The organism is Paraburkholderia sp. 2C (assembly GCF_054589215.1).
In genome coordinates this window covers 887,485-907,904 of sequence record NZ_BAAILL010000032.1, presented here as the reverse complement: position 1 = coordinate 907,904, position 20,420 = coordinate 887,485, and the positions used below count along the sequence as shown (strand labels likewise).

18 protein-coding genes are annotated in these 20,420 nt (G+C 63.4%); 10 read left to right on the top strand and 8 right to left on the bottom strand.

The window, feature by feature from the left end; translation table 11 throughout:
* Positions 1-90: 90 nt before the first annotated feature.
* Positions 91-480, bottom strand: coding sequence for a hypothetical protein (locus ACYPXD_RS12250; RefSeq protein ID WP_459711289.1), 390 nt, complete (start codon positions 478-480; stop codon positions 91-93).
* Positions 481-600: 120 nt separating this feature from the next.
* On the opposite strand from ACYPXD_RS12250, the gene ACYPXD_RS12245 reads away from it, so the two are divergent.
* Positions 601-2,076 (top strand): hypothetical protein, encoded by a 1,476-nt coding sequence (locus tag ACYPXD_RS12245; RefSeq protein ID WP_459711286.1) that lies wholly within the window; start codon positions 601-603, stop codon positions 2,074-2,076.
* 31 nt (positions 2,077-2,107) lie between these two features.
* Here the strand turns inward: ACYPXD_RS12245 and rarD are convergent, their stop codons facing one another.
* Entirely contained in the window at positions 2,108-3,004 is an 897-nt protein-coding gene (rarD, locus tag ACYPXD_RS12240) for an EamA family transporter RarD (RefSeq protein ID WP_459711283.1), read from the bottom strand.
* Between the two features lie 581 nt (positions 3,005-3,585).
* Here rarD and egtD point away from each other — a divergent pair.
* The gene (gene egtD / locus ACYPXD_RS12235) at positions 3,586-4,563 is read left to right on the top strand and encodes an L-histidine N(alpha)-methyltransferase (protein ID WP_459711281.1); all 978 of its coding nucleotides are present in this window, start codon (positions 3,586-3,588) and stop codon (positions 4,561-4,563) included.
* Between the two features lie 91 nt (positions 4,564-4,654).
* Here the strand turns inward: egtD and ACYPXD_RS12230 are convergent, their stop codons facing one another.
* Positions 4,655-4,951 carry an acylphosphatase gene (locus ACYPXD_RS12230; protein ID WP_459711278.1) on the bottom strand — a complete coding sequence of 99 codons (297 nt, stop codon included), beginning with the start codon at positions 4,949-4,951 and terminating at the stop codon, positions 4,655-4,657.
* Positions 4,952-5,082: 131 nt separating this feature from the next.
* Here ACYPXD_RS12230 and hpnA point away from each other — a divergent pair, with 131 nt between their 5' ends.
* Entirely contained in the window at positions 5,083-6,093 is a 1,011-nt protein-coding gene (gene hpnA, locus ACYPXD_RS12225; RefSeq protein WP_459711275.1) for a hopanoid-associated sugar epimerase, read from the top strand.
* Positions 6,094-6,201: 108 nt separating this feature from the next.
* Complete coding sequence (locus ACYPXD_RS12220) at positions 6,202-6,720, top strand: hypothetical protein (protein ID WP_459711272.1); 519 nt, start codon at positions 6,202-6,204, stop codon at positions 6,718-6,720.
* A gap of 65 nt (positions 6,721-6,785) precedes the next feature.
* Here ACYPXD_RS12220 and ACYPXD_RS12215 read toward each other — a convergent pair whose 3' ends face one another.
* Positions 6,786-7,451: a transglycosylase SLT domain-containing protein gene (locus tag ACYPXD_RS12215; RefSeq protein WP_459711481.1), complete on the bottom strand. Its 666-nt coding sequence runs from the start codon at positions 7,449-7,451 to the stop codon at positions 6,786-6,788.
* Between the two features lie 173 nt (positions 7,452-7,624).
* Positions 7,625-8,800, bottom strand: a complete 1,176-nt coding sequence (locus ACYPXD_RS12210; RefSeq protein ID WP_459711269.1) for a glycosyltransferase — start codon at positions 8,798-8,800, stop codon at positions 7,625-7,627.
* A gap of 448 nt (positions 8,801-9,248) precedes the next feature.
* Here ACYPXD_RS12210 and ispH point away from each other — a divergent pair, with 448 nt between their 5' ends.
* A complete protein-coding gene (gene ispH, locus ACYPXD_RS12205) occupies positions 9,249-10,193 on the top strand; it encodes a 4-hydroxy-3-methylbut-2-enyl diphosphate reductase (protein WP_459711266.1) in 945 nt (314 codons plus the stop codon).
* 11 nt (positions 10,194-10,204) lie between these two features.
* Complete coding sequence (gene hpnH, locus ACYPXD_RS12200; protein WP_459711264.1) at positions 10,205-11,359, top strand: adenosyl-hopene transferase HpnH; 1,155 nt, start codon at positions 10,205-10,207, stop codon at positions 11,357-11,359.
* Positions 11,360-11,461: 102 nt separating this feature from the next.
* Here the strand turns inward: hpnH and ACYPXD_RS12195 are convergent, their stop codons facing one another.
* Both ACYPXD_RS12195 and ACYPXD_RS12190 read right to left on the bottom strand, forming a co-directional pair.
* The gene (locus tag ACYPXD_RS12195) at positions 11,462-11,668 is read right to left on the bottom strand and encodes a YbdD/YjiX family protein (protein ID WP_459711261.1); all 207 of its coding nucleotides are present in this window, start codon (positions 11,666-11,668) and stop codon (positions 11,462-11,464) included.
* A gap of 14 nt (positions 11,669-11,682) precedes the next feature.
* Positions 11,683-13,761, bottom strand: coding sequence for a carbon starvation CstA family protein (locus tag ACYPXD_RS12190; protein ID WP_459711259.1), 2,079 nt, complete (start codon positions 13,759-13,761; stop codon positions 11,683-11,685).
* A 177-nt stretch (positions 13,762-13,938) separates the two neighbouring features.
* Between ACYPXD_RS12190 and ACYPXD_RS12185 the strand changes: the two genes are divergently transcribed.
* Both ACYPXD_RS12185 and ACYPXD_RS12180 read left to right on the top strand, forming a co-directional pair.
* Positions 13,939-15,390 (top strand): cache domain-containing protein, encoded by a 1,452-nt coding sequence (locus ACYPXD_RS12185; RefSeq protein WP_459711257.1) that lies wholly within the window; start codon positions 13,939-13,941, stop codon positions 15,388-15,390.
* Positions 15,387-16,031: a response regulator gene (locus ACYPXD_RS12180; RefSeq protein ID WP_459711255.1), complete on the top strand. Its 645-nt coding sequence runs from the start codon at positions 15,387-15,389 to the stop codon at positions 16,029-16,031. Before ACYPXD_RS12185 ends, ACYPXD_RS12180 begins: the two co-directional genes overlap by 4 nt.
* A gap of 79 nt (positions 16,032-16,110) precedes the next feature.
* On the opposite strand, the gene ACYPXD_RS12175 is transcribed toward ACYPXD_RS12180, so the two are convergent.
* Positions 16,111-16,716 (bottom strand): MlaC/ttg2D family ABC transporter substrate-binding protein, encoded by a 606-nt coding sequence (locus ACYPXD_RS12175; protein ID WP_459711251.1) that lies wholly within the window; start codon positions 16,714-16,716, stop codon positions 16,111-16,113.
* 189 nt (positions 16,717-16,905) lie between these two features.
* Between ACYPXD_RS12175 and hpnN the strand changes: the two genes are divergently transcribed.
* Positions 16,906-19,536 (top strand): hopanoid transporter HpnN, encoded by a 2,631-nt coding sequence (gene hpnN, locus ACYPXD_RS12170; RefSeq protein WP_459711248.1) that lies wholly within the window; start codon positions 16,906-16,908, stop codon positions 19,534-19,536.
* Positions 19,533-20,417: an MlaA family lipoprotein gene (locus ACYPXD_RS12165; protein WP_459711246.1), complete on the top strand. Its 885-nt coding sequence runs from the start codon at positions 19,533-19,535 to the stop codon at positions 20,415-20,417. Before hpnN ends, ACYPXD_RS12165 begins: the two co-directional genes overlap by 4 nt.
* The last annotated feature ends 3 nt before the right edge of the window (positions 20,418-20,420 follow it).

The window sequence follows — 20,420 nt, the reverse complement described above, 5'->3', positions numbered from 1 at the left end:
AACCCCACGAACTGGATCGTGTCGGCGACCGATGCGCGCGCGCTTTTTACCCAGGCTGCGCAACATGCCGCGGAAAAGATCGACGCGCGGTTAGGCAACGCGTGGGAACAGCTCGTGCTCGATTTGCGCGCGTGGCGGAACAAGAACATCGGCAAGATCGGTGCCGAGACGATCGACAAGCAATTGAACAAGGCTTCGGAAACCTATCTTTTGCTCGAACAGGATGCCGCATTGAAAAAAGGCATCATCGACACGCGCGTCAAAAATTTCAATGACTCGCTCGACATGAACCGGGCCGCCGTCATCGCCAGAAGCAGTGTCGGCGACGCGGAGGGAAAGAGCGCCGTTGTCGGCTTGCTGCGCGAGCGCCGCGCGAGCCTCGAAAGCGCAATAGACGATGTCAACGACCAAAGCAAGCTGGCGGCGTCGTTGATGGCAGCGACCGTCAACAACAGCCGGCTCGCCACGCCCCGCACCCATGAAACGCCGTTTGTTTCGGAAAGCGCGTATAAGGGCAGCCCCAACGACTATGCCGCAACACTATCGTTCTACGACACGAGCACGGGCAAGGACGTGCTGATCGGCGCAAAAGATCTTGGCATGACCACGATCGCGGGCCCGAAGGGCGACATGGCCATGGCGGTTCTTCCGGACTCCATCGCCCCACCGCCGCTCACGCCGCCGGGAACACCGCTCAAGCTCGTTTACGCCTATGAACGGCTGAGCGCGTGCAGTTACCCGGAGCAAAACGGAATCGCCTTCCCGACACAGCAAACGCATGCGCAAAAGCAGGCCGAAAAGGACTTCACGAAATATGGCGGCCCGGTTGCGGGCCTCGTGAGAGCCGGAGAATACGGCTATGTGCGCTTTAACAACTCCCAGTTCGTCAAGGACACGCTGCCGGCGCTCGCACGGTTTCAAAAACCGATGATGCCGTTCAATCAGCCCGTTCCGGCCACGGTGCAATTTGCGACCCGGGCTGTCTCGATTGCGTCGGATTTCACGCGGGGTGCGATTTACCTCGAGTCTGCCGCCAATAAGATCGCCAAGGGCGAAGATCCGACGTCCGACTATATCGCCGCCGGCGCGGCATTCGCGCAGGGCACGGTCGATTCCTCGGTCGGTCTGTATGTCGACGCGGCGCTGGTGTCCGCGAGCGAATACAAGGCAATGAACCCGGAGGCCAAGCTGCCCGGACGGGCCGCGCGCGCGCTGCTTCGCCAGTCTTCCGCAGGACCCGCTCGTGGAATCAGCTATGAATACCGACCCGACGGGACCGTCGAGACTGCTCAGCGAATCGACGCGAGGTCGGGCGAACTGCAAACCTATTCGCCCACACGCGAAGAATTTGCAATGCGCGAGATAGGGGGCAATATGCTGCCGTCCACTTCGGGCACGTCGACGTCCGCCGGTATGTCGCCCGTATCGATCGCGCGTCCACCCGCGGCGAGCGCAGACCCGGAAATCCAGCACGGCATCAGCGAATCCGCCGACAGCATCGTCCAATCCGCCGAGAAGGTCGCGCAAGCGCATAAGCCGCTGAACACCCATGGGCTGCCGAATATCGATACTGGCAGAGCCAGACTCAATGCGCTCGCCATCGAGTTACGGGAAAACGCCGACCGGATGAAGCATTCCTTCCAGAAATTTGCGTTCGATGTCGAGCTCAATCGAGCCAACCAGCTAGGGGGCAAAAGATGGTCGATTCCCGGCGGCGTCAAACTGATGGCCTACGCCAGCGCGGGCATGATCGTTCCGGCATTGGTCGAATACGGCGTCAAGCTGTCCGCATACATCGATAAGGCCAATCAGGGGAAAGTCACTGACGCCGACAACGTGGGCCTCGCCGCATCCACGACCAGCACGGCTGCCTTGATCACGCCTTATATACCTGTGGTTGGGCCGGTGGTTACGCCGTTTCTGCTGATCGCGGGCATGGTGATGAACGCGGTTGCCGGTTCGCTCGATAAAACGCCGGTACAAAAGGTCTCCGCGCAACTGCGATCCCAAACGGCGCATCCTCTTGCCAACCTCGGCGGCTACGATCCGATCGTGCCACCGACGCCGCAGGCTTGAATACGCCGCGCGCCTCGGCGCACCGCGGCCCTTAGCGCACCTGCACCCGAATCAGCCGCGCGCTATGCCACGCAGTCAACGCGACCGCAATCCAGATCGGTATATACGTCGCGAGTTGCGTAGCCGACAAATGCTCGCCGAGCAGCGTTACCGAGACGAGCACGAGCAACACCGGCTCGACGTAGCCGAGAATGCCGAACAGCGCCATCGGCAGCAGACGGCTCGCTTTCAGATACGACGCGAGCGCGACGGTGCTCAACACGCCGAGACCGGGTAGCCAGAGCATCCCGATGTCGATGCGGCCGGAGAGCAACTGCAGTGAGCCGCCCGTTGCGACCATCGCCGCCGCGATCGGAAACAGCAATGACATTTCGACCGCAAAGGCAGTCAGCGAATCTGCGTTGATCTTGCGCCGTAGTACGAAATACGGCGGATAGCCGAGCGCGACGAGCACCGTCGGCCACGCGAAGGCGCCGGTCGCCCATAGCTCGTGCGCCACGCCCGCCGCCGCGCATGCGACCGCCGCCCATTGCAGCGGATCGAGCCGCTCGTGATAGTAGAAGCGTCCGGTCAGCACCATCGTAAGCGGCAACAGAAAATAACCGAGCGACACTTCGAGCATGCGTCCATGCAACGGCGCCCACAAGAAGAGCCATAGCTGGATGCCGAGCAACGCGGCGCTTGCGACCAGCGCGAGCGCGGTCCAGCGCTCGGTCATGGCGCGCTTGATGAGTGCGCGCATCTGCGGCAGACGCGAACGCAATGCGATGAGCGTCAGCGCACCGGGCGCCGTCCATAGCACGCGCCACGCGAAGATGTCGAGGCCGCTCAACGGCGCGAGCAGCTTCACGTACACCGACATCAATGCGAAGAGCGCGGATGCGCTGACGGAGAACGCTACACCGCGCCCGGGTTGATAGGTGCTCATTGCGTGAAAATTCCATCGGAAACGCGATGTGCGATGCGACGACGATCGCGTCGGTTGCATCGATTGCGTCGATCGCATCGGCTGTCTGCGGTCCGCTGAACGGCGGTCTTATTGTTGTACATGCAAGCGATTGTTTTGAGTATGCGGACAATCATCGACAGTGGTGCCTAAGAATGACCAAGCAATGATCAGGCAATGAATCATTTGAATCGACGAAGCGGACGTAAACAGGCGCTGCATTGTCGGGCCAAGCCAGCATTCTAGACGTCCCGCGCATCCCATGGGTGGCATGCGGCATACGAACGTGTACGTGCACGATTTCTCGCATTGGAGTACAACGTAGCCTCATGCCCTCACGTCCGTTCACTTCGGGACACATCCCCGTAACCGGTAAGCGCGATTCTTGCTTGATAACGCGTCTTCAATGCCGCGGATAGCGAACGCAATGTCCTTTTAATTGCGCGTTCAAGCCGCGGGTGCGCCGCCCTTCGTGTGCGAAGTTCGTCGAACCGCTCGTGCACGCAACGCGAAACCACCGGCAGCATCGCAAGCCGCCGCCGAACCCACAACATGGAGCGAACATGACCCAGCCTGCCCTATCGCACGACGTTTCCCCCGAATTCGCCTCTGCCGTGCGAGCCGGCCTGACCCATGCGCCGCAGAAGGAACTGCCGTCGATGTATCTGTACGACGAAGTGGGCTCCGCGCTCTTCGAAGTCATCACGGCACTGCCGGAATACGGCGTCACGCGCGCCGAGGAACGCCTGCTTGCGCGGCACGCGGCCGATATCGTCGCGCACGTGCCGCACAACGCGATCGTCGCCGAACTCGGCAGCGGCAGCGGCCGCAAAACGCGGCGCATTCTGGAAGCTTTGTGCAAGAAACGGCCGACGACGTCGACCACCTACTCGCCGATTGAAATTTCGCGCACCGCTTTGCAATTATGTCGCCGCGAACTCGGCGATCTCGAGCGCCTTTCGATTGTCGGCTACGAGCGCGACTATCTGGCCGGTCTCGCGGAAGTGAGCAAGCGCCGCGCGCGCGACGAACCGCTGCTCGTGCTGTTTCTCGGCAGCACGATCGGCAACTTCGGCCGGCTCGCGGCCACGCGTTTTCTGCGCGATATCCGCGGCATGCTGATGCCCGGCGACGCACTGCTGCTCGGCACCGACCTCGAAAAGCCGGTGCCCACGCTGATCGCCGCCTATGACGACCCGATCGGCGTGACCGCGGCGTTCAATCTGAATCTGCTCGCGCGTATCAATCGCGAACTGGGCGGCACGTTCGATCTCGACGCCTTCGAGCATGTCGCGCGTTTCAATCCCGATGCGCGCAGCGTCGAAATGCATCTGCGCGCGAAGCATCGCATCAACGCGCAGATTCGCGCGGCGCAACTCAGCGTGACGCTCGAAGCCGGTGAAACGATCTGGACCGAAAGCAGCCACAAGTACCGCGCGAACGAGATCGGCGCAATCGCCGACGATGCGGGCTTCGCCTGCAGGCAACAGTGGGTCGAGCAGGATTGGGGATTTGCGGAAAGCCTGCTGGTGGCGCGGTAAGCCGCGCTGAACTGAGCGGCGCGCGGCGCGCTGCCGCCAGCGTTGCGCGGTTGCCGCGCGCGCGATATCCCGGCGCCGGCCGCCAGCGCCTTCAGTGCTGCTCGAAACGCTCGTAGCGCTTGTCGGTCATGCGCTCTTCGCCGGTCACTTCGGTCACGCGCGCGGCGGGCGGTCCGTGCCGCAGCCACATGAGCATCCGGTCCACCTGGTTCGCGGGCCCTTGCAGCACGGCTTCAACCGAGCCGTCGTCGAGGTTCGCGACCCAGCCTTTGATGCCGAGCGCGTGCGCCTCGCGCACTGTCGCAAGGCGAAAGCCGACGCCCTGCACCACGCCCCTGACACGCACGTAGTAGGTTTCGATTCGCGAATCGAGATCCGTGCCGGTCATGCTCTCATCTCCTGATAGTCTCTCAAGCCAGTCCTTCAAGCGGGCATTCTAGTCGCGTGGCAACGGGAATGCCCAGCGGGAATGAATGGCCACGTACAATCCCACAACTTGCCAGCGGGGACCACACAGGAATGACTGATCAGAATCGCGATCTCGTGCTCGTGACGGGCGCGTCGGGCTTTGTCGGCTCGGCGGTAGCGCGCGTCGCGCAACAGAAGGGCTTTGCCGTGCGCGTGCTGGTGCGGGCCACGAGTCCGCGCCGCAATATCGAGTCACTCGACGCGGAAGTGGCCGTCGGCGATATGCGCGACGAGGCGTCGATGCGCGCGGCGCTACGCGGCGTGCGCTATCTGCTGCATGTCGCGGCCGACTATCGGCTGTGGGCGCCCGACCCGACCGAGATCGAGCGCGCGAACCTCGAAGGCACCGAAGCGACGATGCGTGCCGCGCTGAAGGAAGGCGTCGAGCGCATCGTCTATACGAGCAGCGTCGCGACGCTGAAGGTGACCGACTCCGGTGAATCGGTCGATGAAACCGCGGGCATGACGCCGCAGCAGGCGATTGGCGTCTACAAGCGCAGCAAGGTGCTCGCGGAGCGCGCCGTCGAGCGCATGGTCGCGAACGACGGCTTGCCCGCCGTCATCGTCAATCCGTCGACGCCGATCGGCCCGCGCGACGTCAAACCGACGCCGACCGGCCGCATCATCGTCGAAGCGGCGCTCGGCAAGATGCCGGCTTTCGTCGACACGGGCCTGAACCTCGTGCACGTCGACGACGTCGCGGCCGGGCATTTTCTCGCGCTCGAGCGCGGCAAGATCGGCGAGCGCTACATTCTCGGCGGCGAAAACCTGCCGCTGCAGACGATGCTCGCCGATATCGCGGCGCTCTCGAACCGCAAACCGCCGACGATCGCGCTGCCGCGCTGGCCGCTGTACCCGCTGGCGATCGGCGCCGAAGCCGTCGCGAAGATCACGAAGCGCGAGCCGTTCGTCACCGTCGACGCGCTGAAGATGTCGAAGAACAAGATGTACTTTACGTCGGCGAAAGCGGAGCGCGAGCTCGGCTATCGCGCGCGGCCGTATCGCGAAGGGTTGAAGGACGCGCTCGCCTGGTTTCGCGACGCGGGCTATCTGACGAAGTGATGTCCGGCCGCGCGTGTGCTGCATTTTGTTACAACGTCGGCTGGCGCGACCGGGCATAAAAGCCTTGGCTGAAAGGTAAAATCGCGGGTCTTCTCAGAGAACCGTCGTATGAACCTTCACGAACAGATCGGCGCGCTCGAAGCGAGCGTCGATGATCTCATCGAGGCCGCAGCCGCGTCGGCCGCCGCAAGCAGGGAAAGCGCGGAAAGCGCCGTGCCGGCCGAGTCCGCCGCCGGGTCGCTCAGGCACGGCAGCGACGCAACCCAATCGTCCGAATCGACCGAATCGTCCGCAGCCGATGGCAAGCCCACACTGCGCATCGACCGGCCGAACCAGAACGAAATCGTGATGAGGATCGGCGATCAGTCCGTGCGGCTGCATCCCATGCAGGTGGGCCAGCTGGTGGAAGAGTTGTCGAACGCGCGCGCGTCGATGCAGCCTGAAGCGCCGGCGAATCTGCCGCCCGGCTGGCGTTTCGTTTCGACGAAGAATCCGGTCATGGCGGTTCAGAAGCAATCGAACGGCGACCGGTTGCTGGTCATGCGGCACACCGGCCACGGCTGGGTGCCATTTACGTTTTCGCCGGATATGGCCATTCAGTTGTACATGATGCTCACGCAAGCGTGAGCATCGAGTCCACATCCGGGTCCGTTCACCGGCAGGCCGCGCGACCGCCTTACACGCACAACCGGTCAGCGCAGCAGCGGCAATAACACGCCCGGCAGGCGCATCGGCTGCGGCGACGCCGGACCGGTCGTTTCCGTGAGGTCCGCGCTTGCGCCGGACCAGACCACCGGGTGAATGCAGAATGCGGTCCAGCGCGCGTCGCACTCGCCTGCCCGCACCGCTTGCCATAGCGCTCCGGCGCCCGCTTGCGCCGGCGGCTCGGACACCAGCGCGAAGGTTTTCGCGCGTAGCCCGACCATCTCCGCATAAGCCTTCGATCCGCCGTAGCTTTTCAATGCGGCGTTCAGATCGCCGCCCGCGGACTTCATATAGCCATACAGGATCGCCGACCCCACCGCGATGTTGGTGTCCGGTTCGGTCAGATCCTTCACGTTTTTCAAAAGCGGCCGATGAGCGCTCGGCACGACCTGCATGAGGCCCGTCGCGCCGTTGCGGCCCTTGGCCTTTTCCTTGAAGCGCGATTCGATCGAGATGATCGCGAGCAGCAGCGCGGGCGGCAGTGCGTACTTCTCCGACGCGACACGAACCGCGTTCGAAATCTGCACCGCCTTTTCCCTGGCGACGCCGAATTTCTTCGCGAGATAGTCGGATACGGGGTCGCCGGCGGGACGGGTCGTGCCCGCGGCCGTGCTAGCGGGTGTGCTGGCAGCCGTGCTCGAAACCGCCGGCATTGAGTCGCCGTTTTGCGTCTGAACAATTTGCGCGACACCGCGGATGTCGCCGCTTGCGCTGCCGTCGCCGCTTTGCTGAGCGAATGCAATTTGCATCGAACCTGGCAACAACGCGAGCATGCAAATCAGGCGAAGTAGCTGGGTCGATGCAATCATCGTGGCGTGTCCTGAGTTTATCGTTCCTGCACCGGCGCCTGGACGCGGGCCTTCCACTGCCCGCCCTTGCCACGCCAGTAACGCACGGCGGACCCGATCGTCGCGCTGACATAGAACAGGGCAACGAGCGGCAGAAATGGCGCCCACAGCGGCGAGCGGCCGTAATAACGCAGCATCGGCGCGTAGGCGCAGCACATCGCGGCCCATGCGATCCATGCGGGCCAGCCCAGCGGACCAAGCGTCAGCGAGACGACCGGCGGCACCAGGTAGATGACCACCATGCCGAACACCGTGCCCACCAGCAGCCACGCCGAGTAGCGAAGCTGCGTGAACGCCGTGCGCGCGATCATGTTCCAGATCTCTCGCCAGTCGTTATAGGGACGCAACGAGACGCTGCGCGAGGCGAGATCGAGCCGGATCGAATGACGGCCTTCGCCGCGGTGCTTGATGCGCGCGGCCAGCGTGCAATCGTCGATCAGGGTGTTGCGAATCGATTCGATGCCGCCCGCTTCCTCGAGCGCGCTGCGGCGCACAAGCATGCAACCGCCCGCCGCGCCCGCCGTGCGGTTGCGCGGATTGCCGACCCATGCGAACGGATACAGCTTCGCGAAGAAGAACACGAAAGCCGGGATCAGCGCTTTTTCATAGAACGAATCGCAGCGCAAGCGGACCATCAGCGATACGAGGTCGCGCTGTTCCGCGTCGGCGCGCGCAACGAGTTGCGTGACGGCATCGGCCGGATGGCCGATATCCGCATCGGTGAGCAGCAGGTACTCGGAAGGCAAGCCAAGCGATTTGACGGTTTCGATGCCCTGCGACTGCGCCCACACCTTGCCCGACCAGCCCGCGGGCAGCGGCTTCGCGAGCACCACGGTCAGGCGGTCGGGGCATTGCAGCTGCAAGGCGGCGGCACGGGCAGCGTCCGCGGTGCCGTCGGTGCTGTGATCGTCGACGACGACGACGTGGAACGCACCCGCGTAGTCCTGCTTGAGCAGCGACGCGACCGCTTCGCCGATCGCGTCGGCTTCATTGCGCGCCGGGATGACGGCGACGACCGGCGGCCATGCGTCACGGCCGTCGGTTGCAAGCGGCGGCGCCGGGCGCGCGCGCCAGAAACCGCCGCGCGCGAACAGCAGCACGCACCAGATCAGAAGGGAAAGACAGCTGAGGAAAAACAGCACTACCGCGCTCATGCGGCAGCCTCGTTGCGGCGTCGAAAGGCCGCCGTCAGCTTGGCGAACGACAGGGCGCTCGATGCAGCCGGCACACGCCGGCCATCGGCCCGTTCGCCCGCCGCACGGTGCGGCGCGTTTGCAACAGCGTAGTAATCGTAATGGTGGACTTCCATCCGGCGAGCCTCTAGATTCCACATTCAGCGAGCGGCAGTCACTGCAAGAATCGCCGCGGGCCCATAGTTTAAAGGTTACGCCCTGGCCGCGCATTGAGTCATTTTTGCCACGTCGCCGCGCCCGCGCGAAACGGCCCAAAGGCAAACAGGTGCGGTTAGCGGTAGAATGCGCGTTTGGTCTTCAAACAACAGCTTTTTGTCGGTTTAAGACATCAACAATATTATGGACGCGGCGAACGAGTCATTTTTACCGACATCGTCGCAAACCCGCGTCAGTCGGAGTTCGCCAGCCTATGCGAGTCATCCTTGCTCAACCCCGCGGCTTTTGTGCGGGCGTTGTACGCGCGATCGAAATCGTGGACCGCGCGTTGCAGCAACACGGCGCACCCGTGTACGTGCGCCACGAAATCGTCCACAACAGGCACGTGGTCGATAACCTGCGCAGAAAGGGCGCTCGCTTCGTCGAAGAGCTCGACGAGGTGCCCGAGGGCGCGGTTGCCATTTTCAGCGCGCACGGCGTCGCGCAAAGCGTCGAACGCGATGCGGAACAACGCGGCCTCGACGTGCTCGATGCGACCTGCCCGCTCGTCACGAAGGTTCACGTTCAGGGCCGCCAGTACGTGGCGGCCGGCCGCACGCTGATTCTGATCGGCCACGCGGGGCACCCGGAAGTCGAAGGCACGATCGGGCAGATTCCGGGCAAGGTGCTGCTGGTTCAAAGCGAAGCCGAAGTCGCGAAGCTCAATCTGCCCGTGGATACGCCTCTGGCGTACGTCACACAGACCACGCTGTCGGTCGACGACACCCGTGGCATCATCGACGCACTGCTGAACCACTTCTCCGACATCGTCGGTCCGGACACGCGCGACATCTGCTACGCAACGCAGAATCGTCAGGCCGCGGTCCGCGAGTTGAGCACGCAGGTCGACGTTCTGCTCGTTGTCGGCGCAACGAATAGCTCGAACTCGAACCGGTTGCGCGAGATCGGCAGCGAAAGCGGCGTGCCGAGCTATCTCGTCGCGGACGGCTCGGAAGTCAAGTTCGAATGGTTCGCGAATGCGCGAACCGTCGGCATCACCGCCGGCGCATCGGCGCCGGAAGAAATGGTGGAAAACGTGATCGATGCGCTGCGCGCATGGGGCCCCGTCGACGTTTCGACGATGGCGGGCCGTGAAGAGAAAGTTGAATTCAAGTTGCCGTCGAAGCTGACGCAACCACTCGCTGCACGCGAAGTTTAAGGAGAACCGTCTTGTCCATTCCGCTGCTACAGAAAGTTCGGGTCGGCGCCTACATCATGCGCCAGCACCTGTCGGGGAATAAGCGCTATCCGCTCGCACTGATGCTCGAACCGCTCTTCCGCTGCAACCTTGCGTGCAATGGTTGCGGCAAGATCGATTATCCGGATCCGATCCTGAACCAGCGGCTGTCGTTGGCCGAATGCCTCGAAGCCGTCGACGAGTGCGGCGCGCCCGTCGTCTCGATCGCGGGCGGCGAGCCGCTGCTGCACAAGGAAATGCCGCAAATCGTGAAGGGCATCATGGCGCGCAAGAAGTTCGTCTATCTCTGCACGAACGCGCTGTTGATGGAAAAGAAGATGGACGATTACGAGCCGAACCCGTATTTCGTCTGGTCCGTGCACCTCGATGGCGACAAGGACATGCACGACCACTCGGTTTCGCAGGAAGGCGTCTACGAGAAGGCCGTCGCCGCGATCCGCGAGGCGAAGCGCCGCGGCTTTCGCGTCAACATCAATTGCACGCTGTTCAACGATGCGAAGCCGGACCGCGTCGCCGCGTTCTTCGATACGTTGAAGCCGCTCGGCGTGGACGGCATTACCGTGTCGCCGGGCTACGCGTATGAGCGCGCGCCGGATCAACAGCACTTTCTCAACCGCGACAAGACCAAGCACCTGTTCCGGGAAATCTTCAAGCGCGGCAACAACGGCAAGAACTGGTCGTTCAGCCAGTCGGCGATGTTCCTCGACTTCCTCGCCGGCAATCAGACCTACCACTGCACGCCGTGGGGCAACCCGGCCCGCACCGTGTTCGGCTGGCAGCGTCCGTGCTATCTCGTCGGCGAAGGCTATGCAAAGACCTTCAAGGAGTTGATGGAAACCACCGACTGGGACAAATACGGCACCGGCAACTACGAAAAGTGCGCGGACTGCATGGTCCACAGCGGCTTCGAAGCAACCGCGGTGATGGATACCGTCACGCATCCGCTGAAGGCGTTCAAGGTCAGCCGGAACGGCCCGAAAACGACCGGCGCATTTGCCAAGGACATCCCGCTCGACAAGCAGCGTCCGGCTGAGTATGTGTTCTCGCGCCACGTCGAGATCAAGCTCGAAGAGATCAAGCGTACGGGCAAGGGTAAGAAGGTTGAGACGGCCGCCGCGGTGAATTGATCGCGCGGTCTCCAGCCCCTGATGCAATGAAAAAGCGCAACGGCGTATGCCGTTGCGCTTTTTTCTTTTTGGGCTCTCAGGTTCCCAGGCTATCTATCGGGTTCAGCAGCATTTCCCCGCACCACCGCCATACCGCGCATTCTGACGCTCGCGGAAAAACTCATCGTAGGTCATGACGGGCCGATCGGGATGCGTGGCATGCATGTGCGCGACGTAGGTGTCGTAGTCCGGCAGGCCCACCATCAGGCGCAGCGTCTCGCCCAGATAGCGGCCTGCGGTCCTGACATCGTCGCGAAGATTCGAGAACATGGCGGCCGCTCCGTTCAGTTCGCAGCGCCTGCATGCGGCGCTGCGGGCATCGCTTCGAATGGCGTTTCCCGCGCGGTCGGATGGTTCGCGCGCCGCGCGAGCAATACCGCGCGCACGCCATACACCGCGATGCTCACCACGACCAGGATGAAAAGGCCCGCGAGCGCTGCGTCGATATAGTCGTTGAGTATCACGCGTTGCATCTGCGCGAGCGACTTCGCCGGCGCAACGACCTTGCCTTCATCGGCCGCCGCGCTGAGCTTCGCGGCATGCGCGAGGAAGCCGATCTTCGGATTCGCATCGAAGACCTTCTGCCAACCGGCCGTCAGCGTGCACACGAGCAGCCAGACCGTCGGCACGAGCGTGACCCACGCATAGCGCTCGCGCTTCATCTTGAACAGCACAACGGTGCCCAGCACGAGCGCGATGCCCGCCAGCATCTGGTTCGAAATGCCGAACAGCGGCCACAACGTATTGATACCGCCGAGCGGATCGACGACGCCCTGATACAGGAAGTATCCCCACGCGGCCACGCACAACGCCGTCGCGATCAGGTTGGCAGGCAGCGATTCGGTGCGCTTCAACGCCGGGTGGAATGTGCCCAGCAGATCCTGCAGCATGAAGCGGCCCGCGCGCGTGCCCGCGTCGACCGCGGTCAGGATGAAAAGCGCTTCGAAGAGAATCGCGAAGTGATACCAGAACGCCATCATCGCCTCGCCGCCGATGACCTGATGCAGGATGTGCGCCATACCGACCGCGAGCGTCGGCGCGCCACCCGCGCGCGCCACGATGGTGGTTTCGCCGACTGCCTTCGCGGTTTCCGTGAGCATTTCAGGCGTGAGCATGAAGCCCCATTGCGATACGGTCTGCGCGACTGCTTCAGGTGTCGTGCCAAGCACTGCCGCCGGCGCATTCATCGCGAAGTAGATGCCCGGTTCGATCACCGAAGCCGCCACGAGCGCCATGATCGCAACGAACGATTCCATCAGCATCGCGCCATAGCCGATAAAGCGCGCGTTGCGCTCGTTGTCGAGCAGCTTCGGCGTCGTGCCTGACGAGATCAGCGAATGGAAGCCCGATACCGCGCCGCAAGCAATCGTGATGAACAGGAACGGGAACAGGCTACCGGACCATACGGGGCCGGTGCCGTCGACGAACTTCGTCAGCGCGGGCATCTTCAGCTCCGGCGCGACGATCAGGATGCCGATGGCGAGACCGAGGATCGTGCCGATTTTCAGGAACGTCGACAGATAATCGCGCGGCGCGAGCAGCAGCCAGACCGGCAGGACCGACGCGACGAAACCGTAGCCGATCAGAATCCATGTCAGTTGCGTGCCGCTGAACGTGAACCATGCGGCGAGCTCAGGGGAGTCGTGCACATGCTGGCCGAACACGATAGACGCCATCAGCAGCACGAAGCCGATGATCGACACTTCGCCGATACGGCCGGGCCGGATAAAGCGCGTATAGACGCCCATGAAGAGCGCGATCGGAATGGTTGCGGCCACTGTGAAGGCGCCCCACGGCGAGTTCGTCAACGCCTTGACGACGATCAGCGCGAGCACCGCGAGGATGATCACCATGATCAGGAACGCGCCGAACAGCGCGATCACGCCGGGCACCGTGCCGAGTTCCATCTTCACCAGATCGCCGAGCGATCGGCCGTCGCGGCGCGACGAGATGAAGAGCACGATGAAATCCTGCACCGCGCCGGCGAACACGACGCCGGCGAGAATCCACAGCATGCCCGGCATATAGCCCATCTGCGCGGCCAGCACAGGGCCGACCAGCGGCCCGGCTCCGGCAATCGCCGCGAAATGATGGCCGAACAGCACGTACTTGTTGGTGGGCACGTAATCGAGCCCGTCGTTGTGCCGCACGGCAGGTGTGACGCGTTCGCCGTCGAGCTGCAACACCTTGTTTGCGATGAAGCGGCTATAGAAGCGGTATGCGATCAGATAAACGCAGACTGCGGCGATCACAATCCATAAAGCGCTGACGCGCTCGCCGTGCGCGAGCGCGATGGTGCCGAACGCGAATGCGCCGAATAGCGCGACCGCGGTCCAAACCAGGAATCCGGAAGCCCGATTCATGGAGTCTCCTGTTTAGTTATACGAATTCAATGACTGACGACGAAAAGCCGATGTGGCATCGTATGTTCGCCAGGCTATGGCCGTGTAGTATTCGCTTTCGTCCTCGGCGTCACAAGCGCACAACTACGTAAGCTCGCTACGTACTATTACGTATGCCATCCGGCGGACTTTTCAGCGATGAACCTTAAAGCGAAGATATTCCTGCTCGCGATCGTGCCGTTCCTGCTTGCGATCGTCGGTATCGGGATCGGCGTACGCCATCAGGCCACGGCGCTCGCGCGAACCCAGCACGCCACCACGCAGGCCGCCTATCTCGCGAGCAAGGAAATCGAGCTACGCCACTATGTCGATCTCGCCATGAGCGCGATCGCGCCGCTTTACGAAGCGGCCGGCGAAAACGCCCGCGACGATGCGATGTTGCAGAGCCGCGCACTGGCCACATTGCAGAAGCTGGATTTTGGTCAGGATGGCTACTTTTTTGTCTACGACATGCATGGCCGCTCACTCATGCATCCGCGCGAACCGGATCTGGTCGGGCGCGATCTGTGGACGCTGCGCGATCCGGCCGGATCGCTCACCATCCAGCAACTGATCGCCGCCGCGTCGCGAGGCGGCGGCTACGTGCGCTACGTGTGGCACCGTCCGTCCACGGGCAAGCTCGCGCCGAAGCTCGGCTACGTCGTGCCGCTCGAACGCTGGGGCTGGATGGTCGGCACCGGCATTTACCTCGACGATGTCGATACGACGCTCGCGCGCATCGATCAGCGCGCATCGTCGAATATCGAGCGCACGATGATGTGGATCGGCGGCATCGCGCTCGCGGGGCTCGCCGTGATCACGCTCTGCGCGCTGGTGCTGAACGTCAGCGAGTATCGCAGCGCCGACGCGAAGTTGAGGCGCCTGGCGCAGCAGGTCGTCGCGTCGCAGGAAAGCGAACGCGCCCGGCTCTCGCGCGAATTGCATGACGGCATCAGCCAGATGATGGTGTCGGTCAAGCTGCTGCTCGAATCGGCACTCGCGCGCTTCGAGCACAGCGACGCACGTGTGCCGGCCGCGGAGGCCGCGCTGTCCACGAGTCTCGCGCGGCTCGGCGACACGTTGCGCGAAGTGCGGCGCATCTCGCATGCGCTGCGGCCATCCATGCTCGACGACCTTGGCCTCGCCGCCGCGCTCGAGCAGTTGACGCGCGAACTGAGCGCCGAATCGGGCGTTGCGATCGGATTCGCGCAAACGGGGCAGGCACGCGGCATGCTCCTGCCGGACGCAGTCAATACGGCTCTCTTTCGCATTGCACAGGAGGCGTTGACCAATATCGTGCGGCACGCGCGCGCCACGAAAGCGGCGCTCGCGCTCGACATCTCGGCGGGCAGGGTCGCGTTGACCATCGAAGACGACGGACGCGGCTTCGATATCGACCGCGTGCAAGCCGACCCGAATGCCGGTGTAGGCTTGCGCAACGTGCGGGAACGGCTGGAGGCGCTGGGCGGCACGCTGTCGCTTGTCTCGGAGCCGGGGCGAACCATCGTCGGGGCCGCGGTGCCGGCGCGCAGCGTCAGCGGCAAAGCATCCGCATCAGCCGCCGGCACAGCGCCCGCCCATGCGCATATCGAGCAGGAGGACCGACCATGAACGACACGTCGCCGGCCGCCGCGCGCCTGATCCTCGTCGACGATCACCCGCTCGTGCGCGACGGCCTGCGTGCGCGGCTCGAAGCGGTACCGGGCTTCGCCGTCGTCGGTGAAGCCGGCAACGCCGACGAAGCGATCGCGCTGGCGGTCGCGCATGAGCCGGACCTTGTGCTGATGGATATCGGCATGAACGGGATGAACGGCATCACGCTCGCGGGCGTTTTTCACGAGCGCTTTCCGGGCATCCGCGTGCTGATGCTGTCGATGCACGATAACGTCGAATACGTCACGCAGGCCGTGCGGGCCGGTGCGAGCGGGTATGTTCTGAAGGACTCGCCGGCTACCGAAATCATCCGTGCCATCAGCACGGTGCTCAGCGGTCAGACGTTCTTCAGCGCCGGGCTTGGCGTACGGATGATCGAGGCCTCGGCCGCGTTGACGCCGCTTGCGCGTCTCACGCCTCGCGAGCGGGACATTCTGGACGCATTGGCGGAGGGCCTGTCGAGCAAGCAGATTGCGCAGCGCAACGGCTTATCGGTGCGAACCGTCGAGACGCATCGGCTGAATCTGAAGCGCAAGCTCGAGATCGACGGCCAGGCCGAGTTGATCAAGTTCGCCGTCGAGCACCGCAGCAAAAAATAGCGGCGCGTGGCCCCGTCAAGCGCGCCGGGCGCGGCACACGCTTATTCGCGTGATGCAGCGCCCGGGCCGGGTGCATAGTTCAGGAAGCGTTGCGTGCGTTGTGCTCGGTCAGAAATTTGATCAGACCGTCGACGCCGCCTTTGTTCAGTTGCTCCTGGAACTGCCGCTGGTAAACCTGGATGAGCCACGCGCCGAGCATATTGATGTCGTAAATCTTCCAGCCGTTGGCGGTCTTTTCGAGACGGTAGTCGATCTGATCGTCGCCGCCGTTGCTGAGCACGTGCGAGGTCACGACAGCGTCGTTGCCGCCGGCCTGGATATTGGCCGGCTGGAACTGGAACTTCACGTCCTGACCGCGCAATTGCGACAAAGACGATGCATAAGTGCGCACCAGCAGCAACTGGAATTGCTCATATAGCTGCTTCTGCTGGTCGGGCGTGGCGCCGGACCATGCCTTGCCAACCGCGATACGCGTCGTACGCTGGAAGTTCGTGGCCGGCACGAAGTGCGATTCGACCACGCCGGTGATCTTGCTCATGTCGCCACCGCGCGCCTGGGGATCGGCCTTCATCGCCTCGACCGTGCCTTGCACTGCGCTCTTCACAACAGCCTCGGGCGCGGTTTGTGCAATAGCCGCGGTGGACACGAAGGCGGCTGCCAGAAAAACAGTGAGGTAACGTTTCATATACAGGTCGGTACGTTGGACAATGGGCGCCGGCTCATGGAGGCAACGGACGAGGGGCCAGTATAACGGCTTTGTCACATGCCTTTGACATGGACTCCCGCCCTTCGATCCGCCTACAGACGGGTTGCGTCGGTATACTTGTGCGCTCTTGAAGAAAATGCCATCCAATGACAGGGGCTCTGCGCCTACATGCTGAAGTCATCCATCGTCCGCCTTGCTGTCTTTTCCGTGCGCCGTCCTTTACAGGTCATCGGTGTATCGCTCGCGCTCGCCATTGCGAGCGGCTATTACGTCGCTCATAACTTCAAGATCAACACGGACGTCAGCCGGCTCGTCGAGAACGACGAGAAGTGGGCGGCGCTCGATAATGCGATCGATCAGGCCTTTCCCGAACGCGGCGATACGATACTGGTCGTGGTCGAAGCGGGCGCGCCCGAGTTTGCAGGCGCCGCCGCGGACGAGCTCTCTGCCGCACTGCAAAAAGAACCCAACGAGTTCGTTCGCGTCACCGAGCCGGCCGGCGGGCCGTTCTTCGAACGCAACGGTCTGCTGTTTCCGTCGTTGAGCGATGTCGAATCGACCACCTCGCAGCTGGTCAAGGCAAAGCCGCTCATCAATTCGCTCGCGCACGATCCCGGCCTGACGGGCCTCGCCAATACGCTCAACACGAGCCTCCAGCTGCCGCTGACGATCGGCCAGGTCAAGCTCGGCGACATGAGCCATCTGCTATCGGAAAGCGCGAACACGCTCGACAAGGTGCTGGCCGGCCAGTTCGCGGTCATGTCGTGGCGCGGCCTCGTCGACAAGAGCGAAGCGAAGCAGCCGGCGCGCTCGTTCATCACCGTGCTGCCGGTAGTGAACTATGGCGCGCTGCAGGCGGGCGCCCACGCGTCGAATCAGATTCGCAAGATCGCCACCTCGCTGAACCTCGAGGGCAAATACGGCGCGCATGTGCGCCTCACCGGCAAGCAACCGCTCGCGGACGAAGAGTTCGCATCGGTCAAGGACGGCGCGGCCGTCAACGGCATCTGCACGCTGCTCGTGGTGCTGTTCATCCTGTGGCTGGCGCTGCGTTCGGGCCGCATGATCGTCGCGGTGCTGATCACCCTGTTCGTCGGCCTCGCGATCACGGCCGCGCTCGGTCTCATGATGGTCGGCGCGCTGAACATGATTTCGGTCGCGTTCATGGTGCTGTTCGTCGGGCTCGGCGTCGACTTCGGCGTGCAATACGGCGTCAAGTATCGGGAAGAACGCCATCGGGACAATCGGCTTTCGGCCGCGCTCGTCAATACCGCCTATAGCATTGGCGTACCGCTGACGCTCGCGGCCGTGGCCGTCGCCGAAAGCTTTTTTTCGTTTTTGCCGACCGCGTATCGCGGCGTGTCCGAGTTGGGAAAAATTGCGGGCGTCGGCATGTTCGTCGCGTATTTCACGAACATGACCTTGCTGCCGGCACTCCTGAAGGTGTTCAATCCGCCCGGCGAAGCCGGCTCGCCCGGCTTTACCCGGCTCGCGCCCGTCGACGATTTTCTCGATCGCAACCGCAAGCCCGTGCTGATCATCACGCTCGCCGTGATCATCGGCGCGTTGCCGCTGCTCACACATCTGCGCTTCGACTTCAACCCGCTGCATCTGAAGGATCCGCACACCGAATCGATGGCGACGCTGCTCTCGCTGAACGACGCGCCGGAAGCCGGGGTGAACAATGTGCGCGCGCTCGCGCCGAACCTCGCCGGGGCGGACCGGATTGCGGCGCGCCTGTCGACGCTGCCGGAAGTCGGCCGCACCACGACGCTGTCCACCTTCATTCCGCCCGATCAGCCTCAAAAGCTCGCGTTGATCTCGGCCGCCGCCCAGCAACTGCTGCCGGCGCTCACGCAAACGCCCGCGCCGCCCGTAACCGACGCCGTGCGCATCGATGCGCTAAAACGCGTCGCGAACCAGCTTTCGCTCGCCGCTGAAGACCATCCGGGCCCGGGCGCGGCCGAGGCCAAGCATCTGTCTGAAACGCTGACAAAGCTCGCGGCCGCGAATACCGCCACGCGCGACCGCGCCGAAACGGCGATTTCGGAGCCGCTGCGCCTCGCGCTCAAGCAACTGACGAACCTGTTGCAGCCGTCGCCGATCACCGAAGCGACGCTGCCGCGCGACATCGTGAGCGACTGGATCTCGAAAAGCGGCCAGGCGCTCGTCGAAATCTCGCCGAAAGTGCCGCCCGGCACCGACCCCGGCGACGACGTCATGCTGCGCGCCTTCGCGAAGGCCGTGAAAACAGCCGAGCCCGCCACCATCGGCGGCCCGATATCGATCCTTCATTCGGCGAACGTCATCATCCTGTCGTTCGTGCAGGCGGCCTGCTGGGCGCTGGTCGCGATCACCACCTTGCTGTGGATCGCCCTGCGGCGCTTCAGCGATGTGCTGCGCACGCTGATCCCGCTACTCGTGTCGGCCGTTGTCACGCTTGAGCTTTGCGTGGTGTTCCGCATGCCATTGAACTTTGCGAATATCATCGCGCTACCGCTGATGCTCGGCGTCGGCGTCGCATTCAAGATCTACTTCGTGATGGCGTGGCGCCGCGGCGAAACCGGGCTGCTGCAGTCGAGCCTCACGCATGCGGTGATCTTCAGTGCGGCGACCACGGCAACCGCGTTCGGGAGTCTCTGGCTGTCACACCATCCCGGCACGTCGAGCATGGGCAAACTGCTCGCGCTGTCGCTCTTCTGCACGTTGATCGGCGCTGTGGTATTTCAACCGGTACTGATGGGCAAACCGCGGGTGCGCCGCGTAACGACGAGAAAAAAACAAAGGATTGATGCATGAAGATGCGAACCGCCGCACTGGCGATGCTTGCCGCCGGCCTTATGAGCGGATGCGCGACGGGTCCGAACCGTACGCCGGGCGACCCGCTCGAGCCGATGAATCGTGTGATCTTCAACGTCAACGACAAGGTTGACACGGCGGTGGCCGTCCCGCTTGCGAAGGGCTATCAGAAGGTCACGCCGCAGCCGCTGCGCCAGGCCATCAGCAACTTCTTCTCGAATATCGGCGACCTCGACAATTTCGCCAACAGCATGCTGCAGCTGCATATCACCGAAGCGGTCGAGACGCTGATGCGCTTCACGATGAACACCGTGTTCGGCATCGGCGGCCTGCTCGATTTCGCAACGCCCGCCGGTCTGCCGAAACATAAGCAGGATTTCGGTCTGACGCTCGGACGCTGGGGCATGCCCGCGGGCCCGTATCTGGTGCTGCCGCTGTTCGGGCCGAGCTCGTTCCGCGACAGCGTCGGCTTCGCGGTCGATTTCCGCTTCAATCCTGTCCACTACCTCGATTGGGAGCCGCGCACCATTTTGTACGGCGTGCAGTTCCTGAGCGTGCGTTCCGACCTGCTCGGCGCGACGAACCTGTTGCAGCAGGCGGCGCTCGACAAGTACTCGTTCGTGCGTGACGCGTACACGCAGCAGCGGCGTGCGCTGCTGCGCGGCACCGGTGCGCCGGAGCAGGCGTTGCCGAACTACGGCGATGACGAATCGGGCGCCGCGCCGGCCGAGCCCGCGTCGGGGGCGGCGGGTTCGAGTTCCGCGCCAGCGGGCGTGCCGATGTATACGGATCCGGGCAACGCGCCGGCGGGCGGCGGCAGCGATAGCGGCCCGGCGGTGCCGAACTATAACGATCCCGGCGACGCCGCGCCGAAGCCCTGAGCG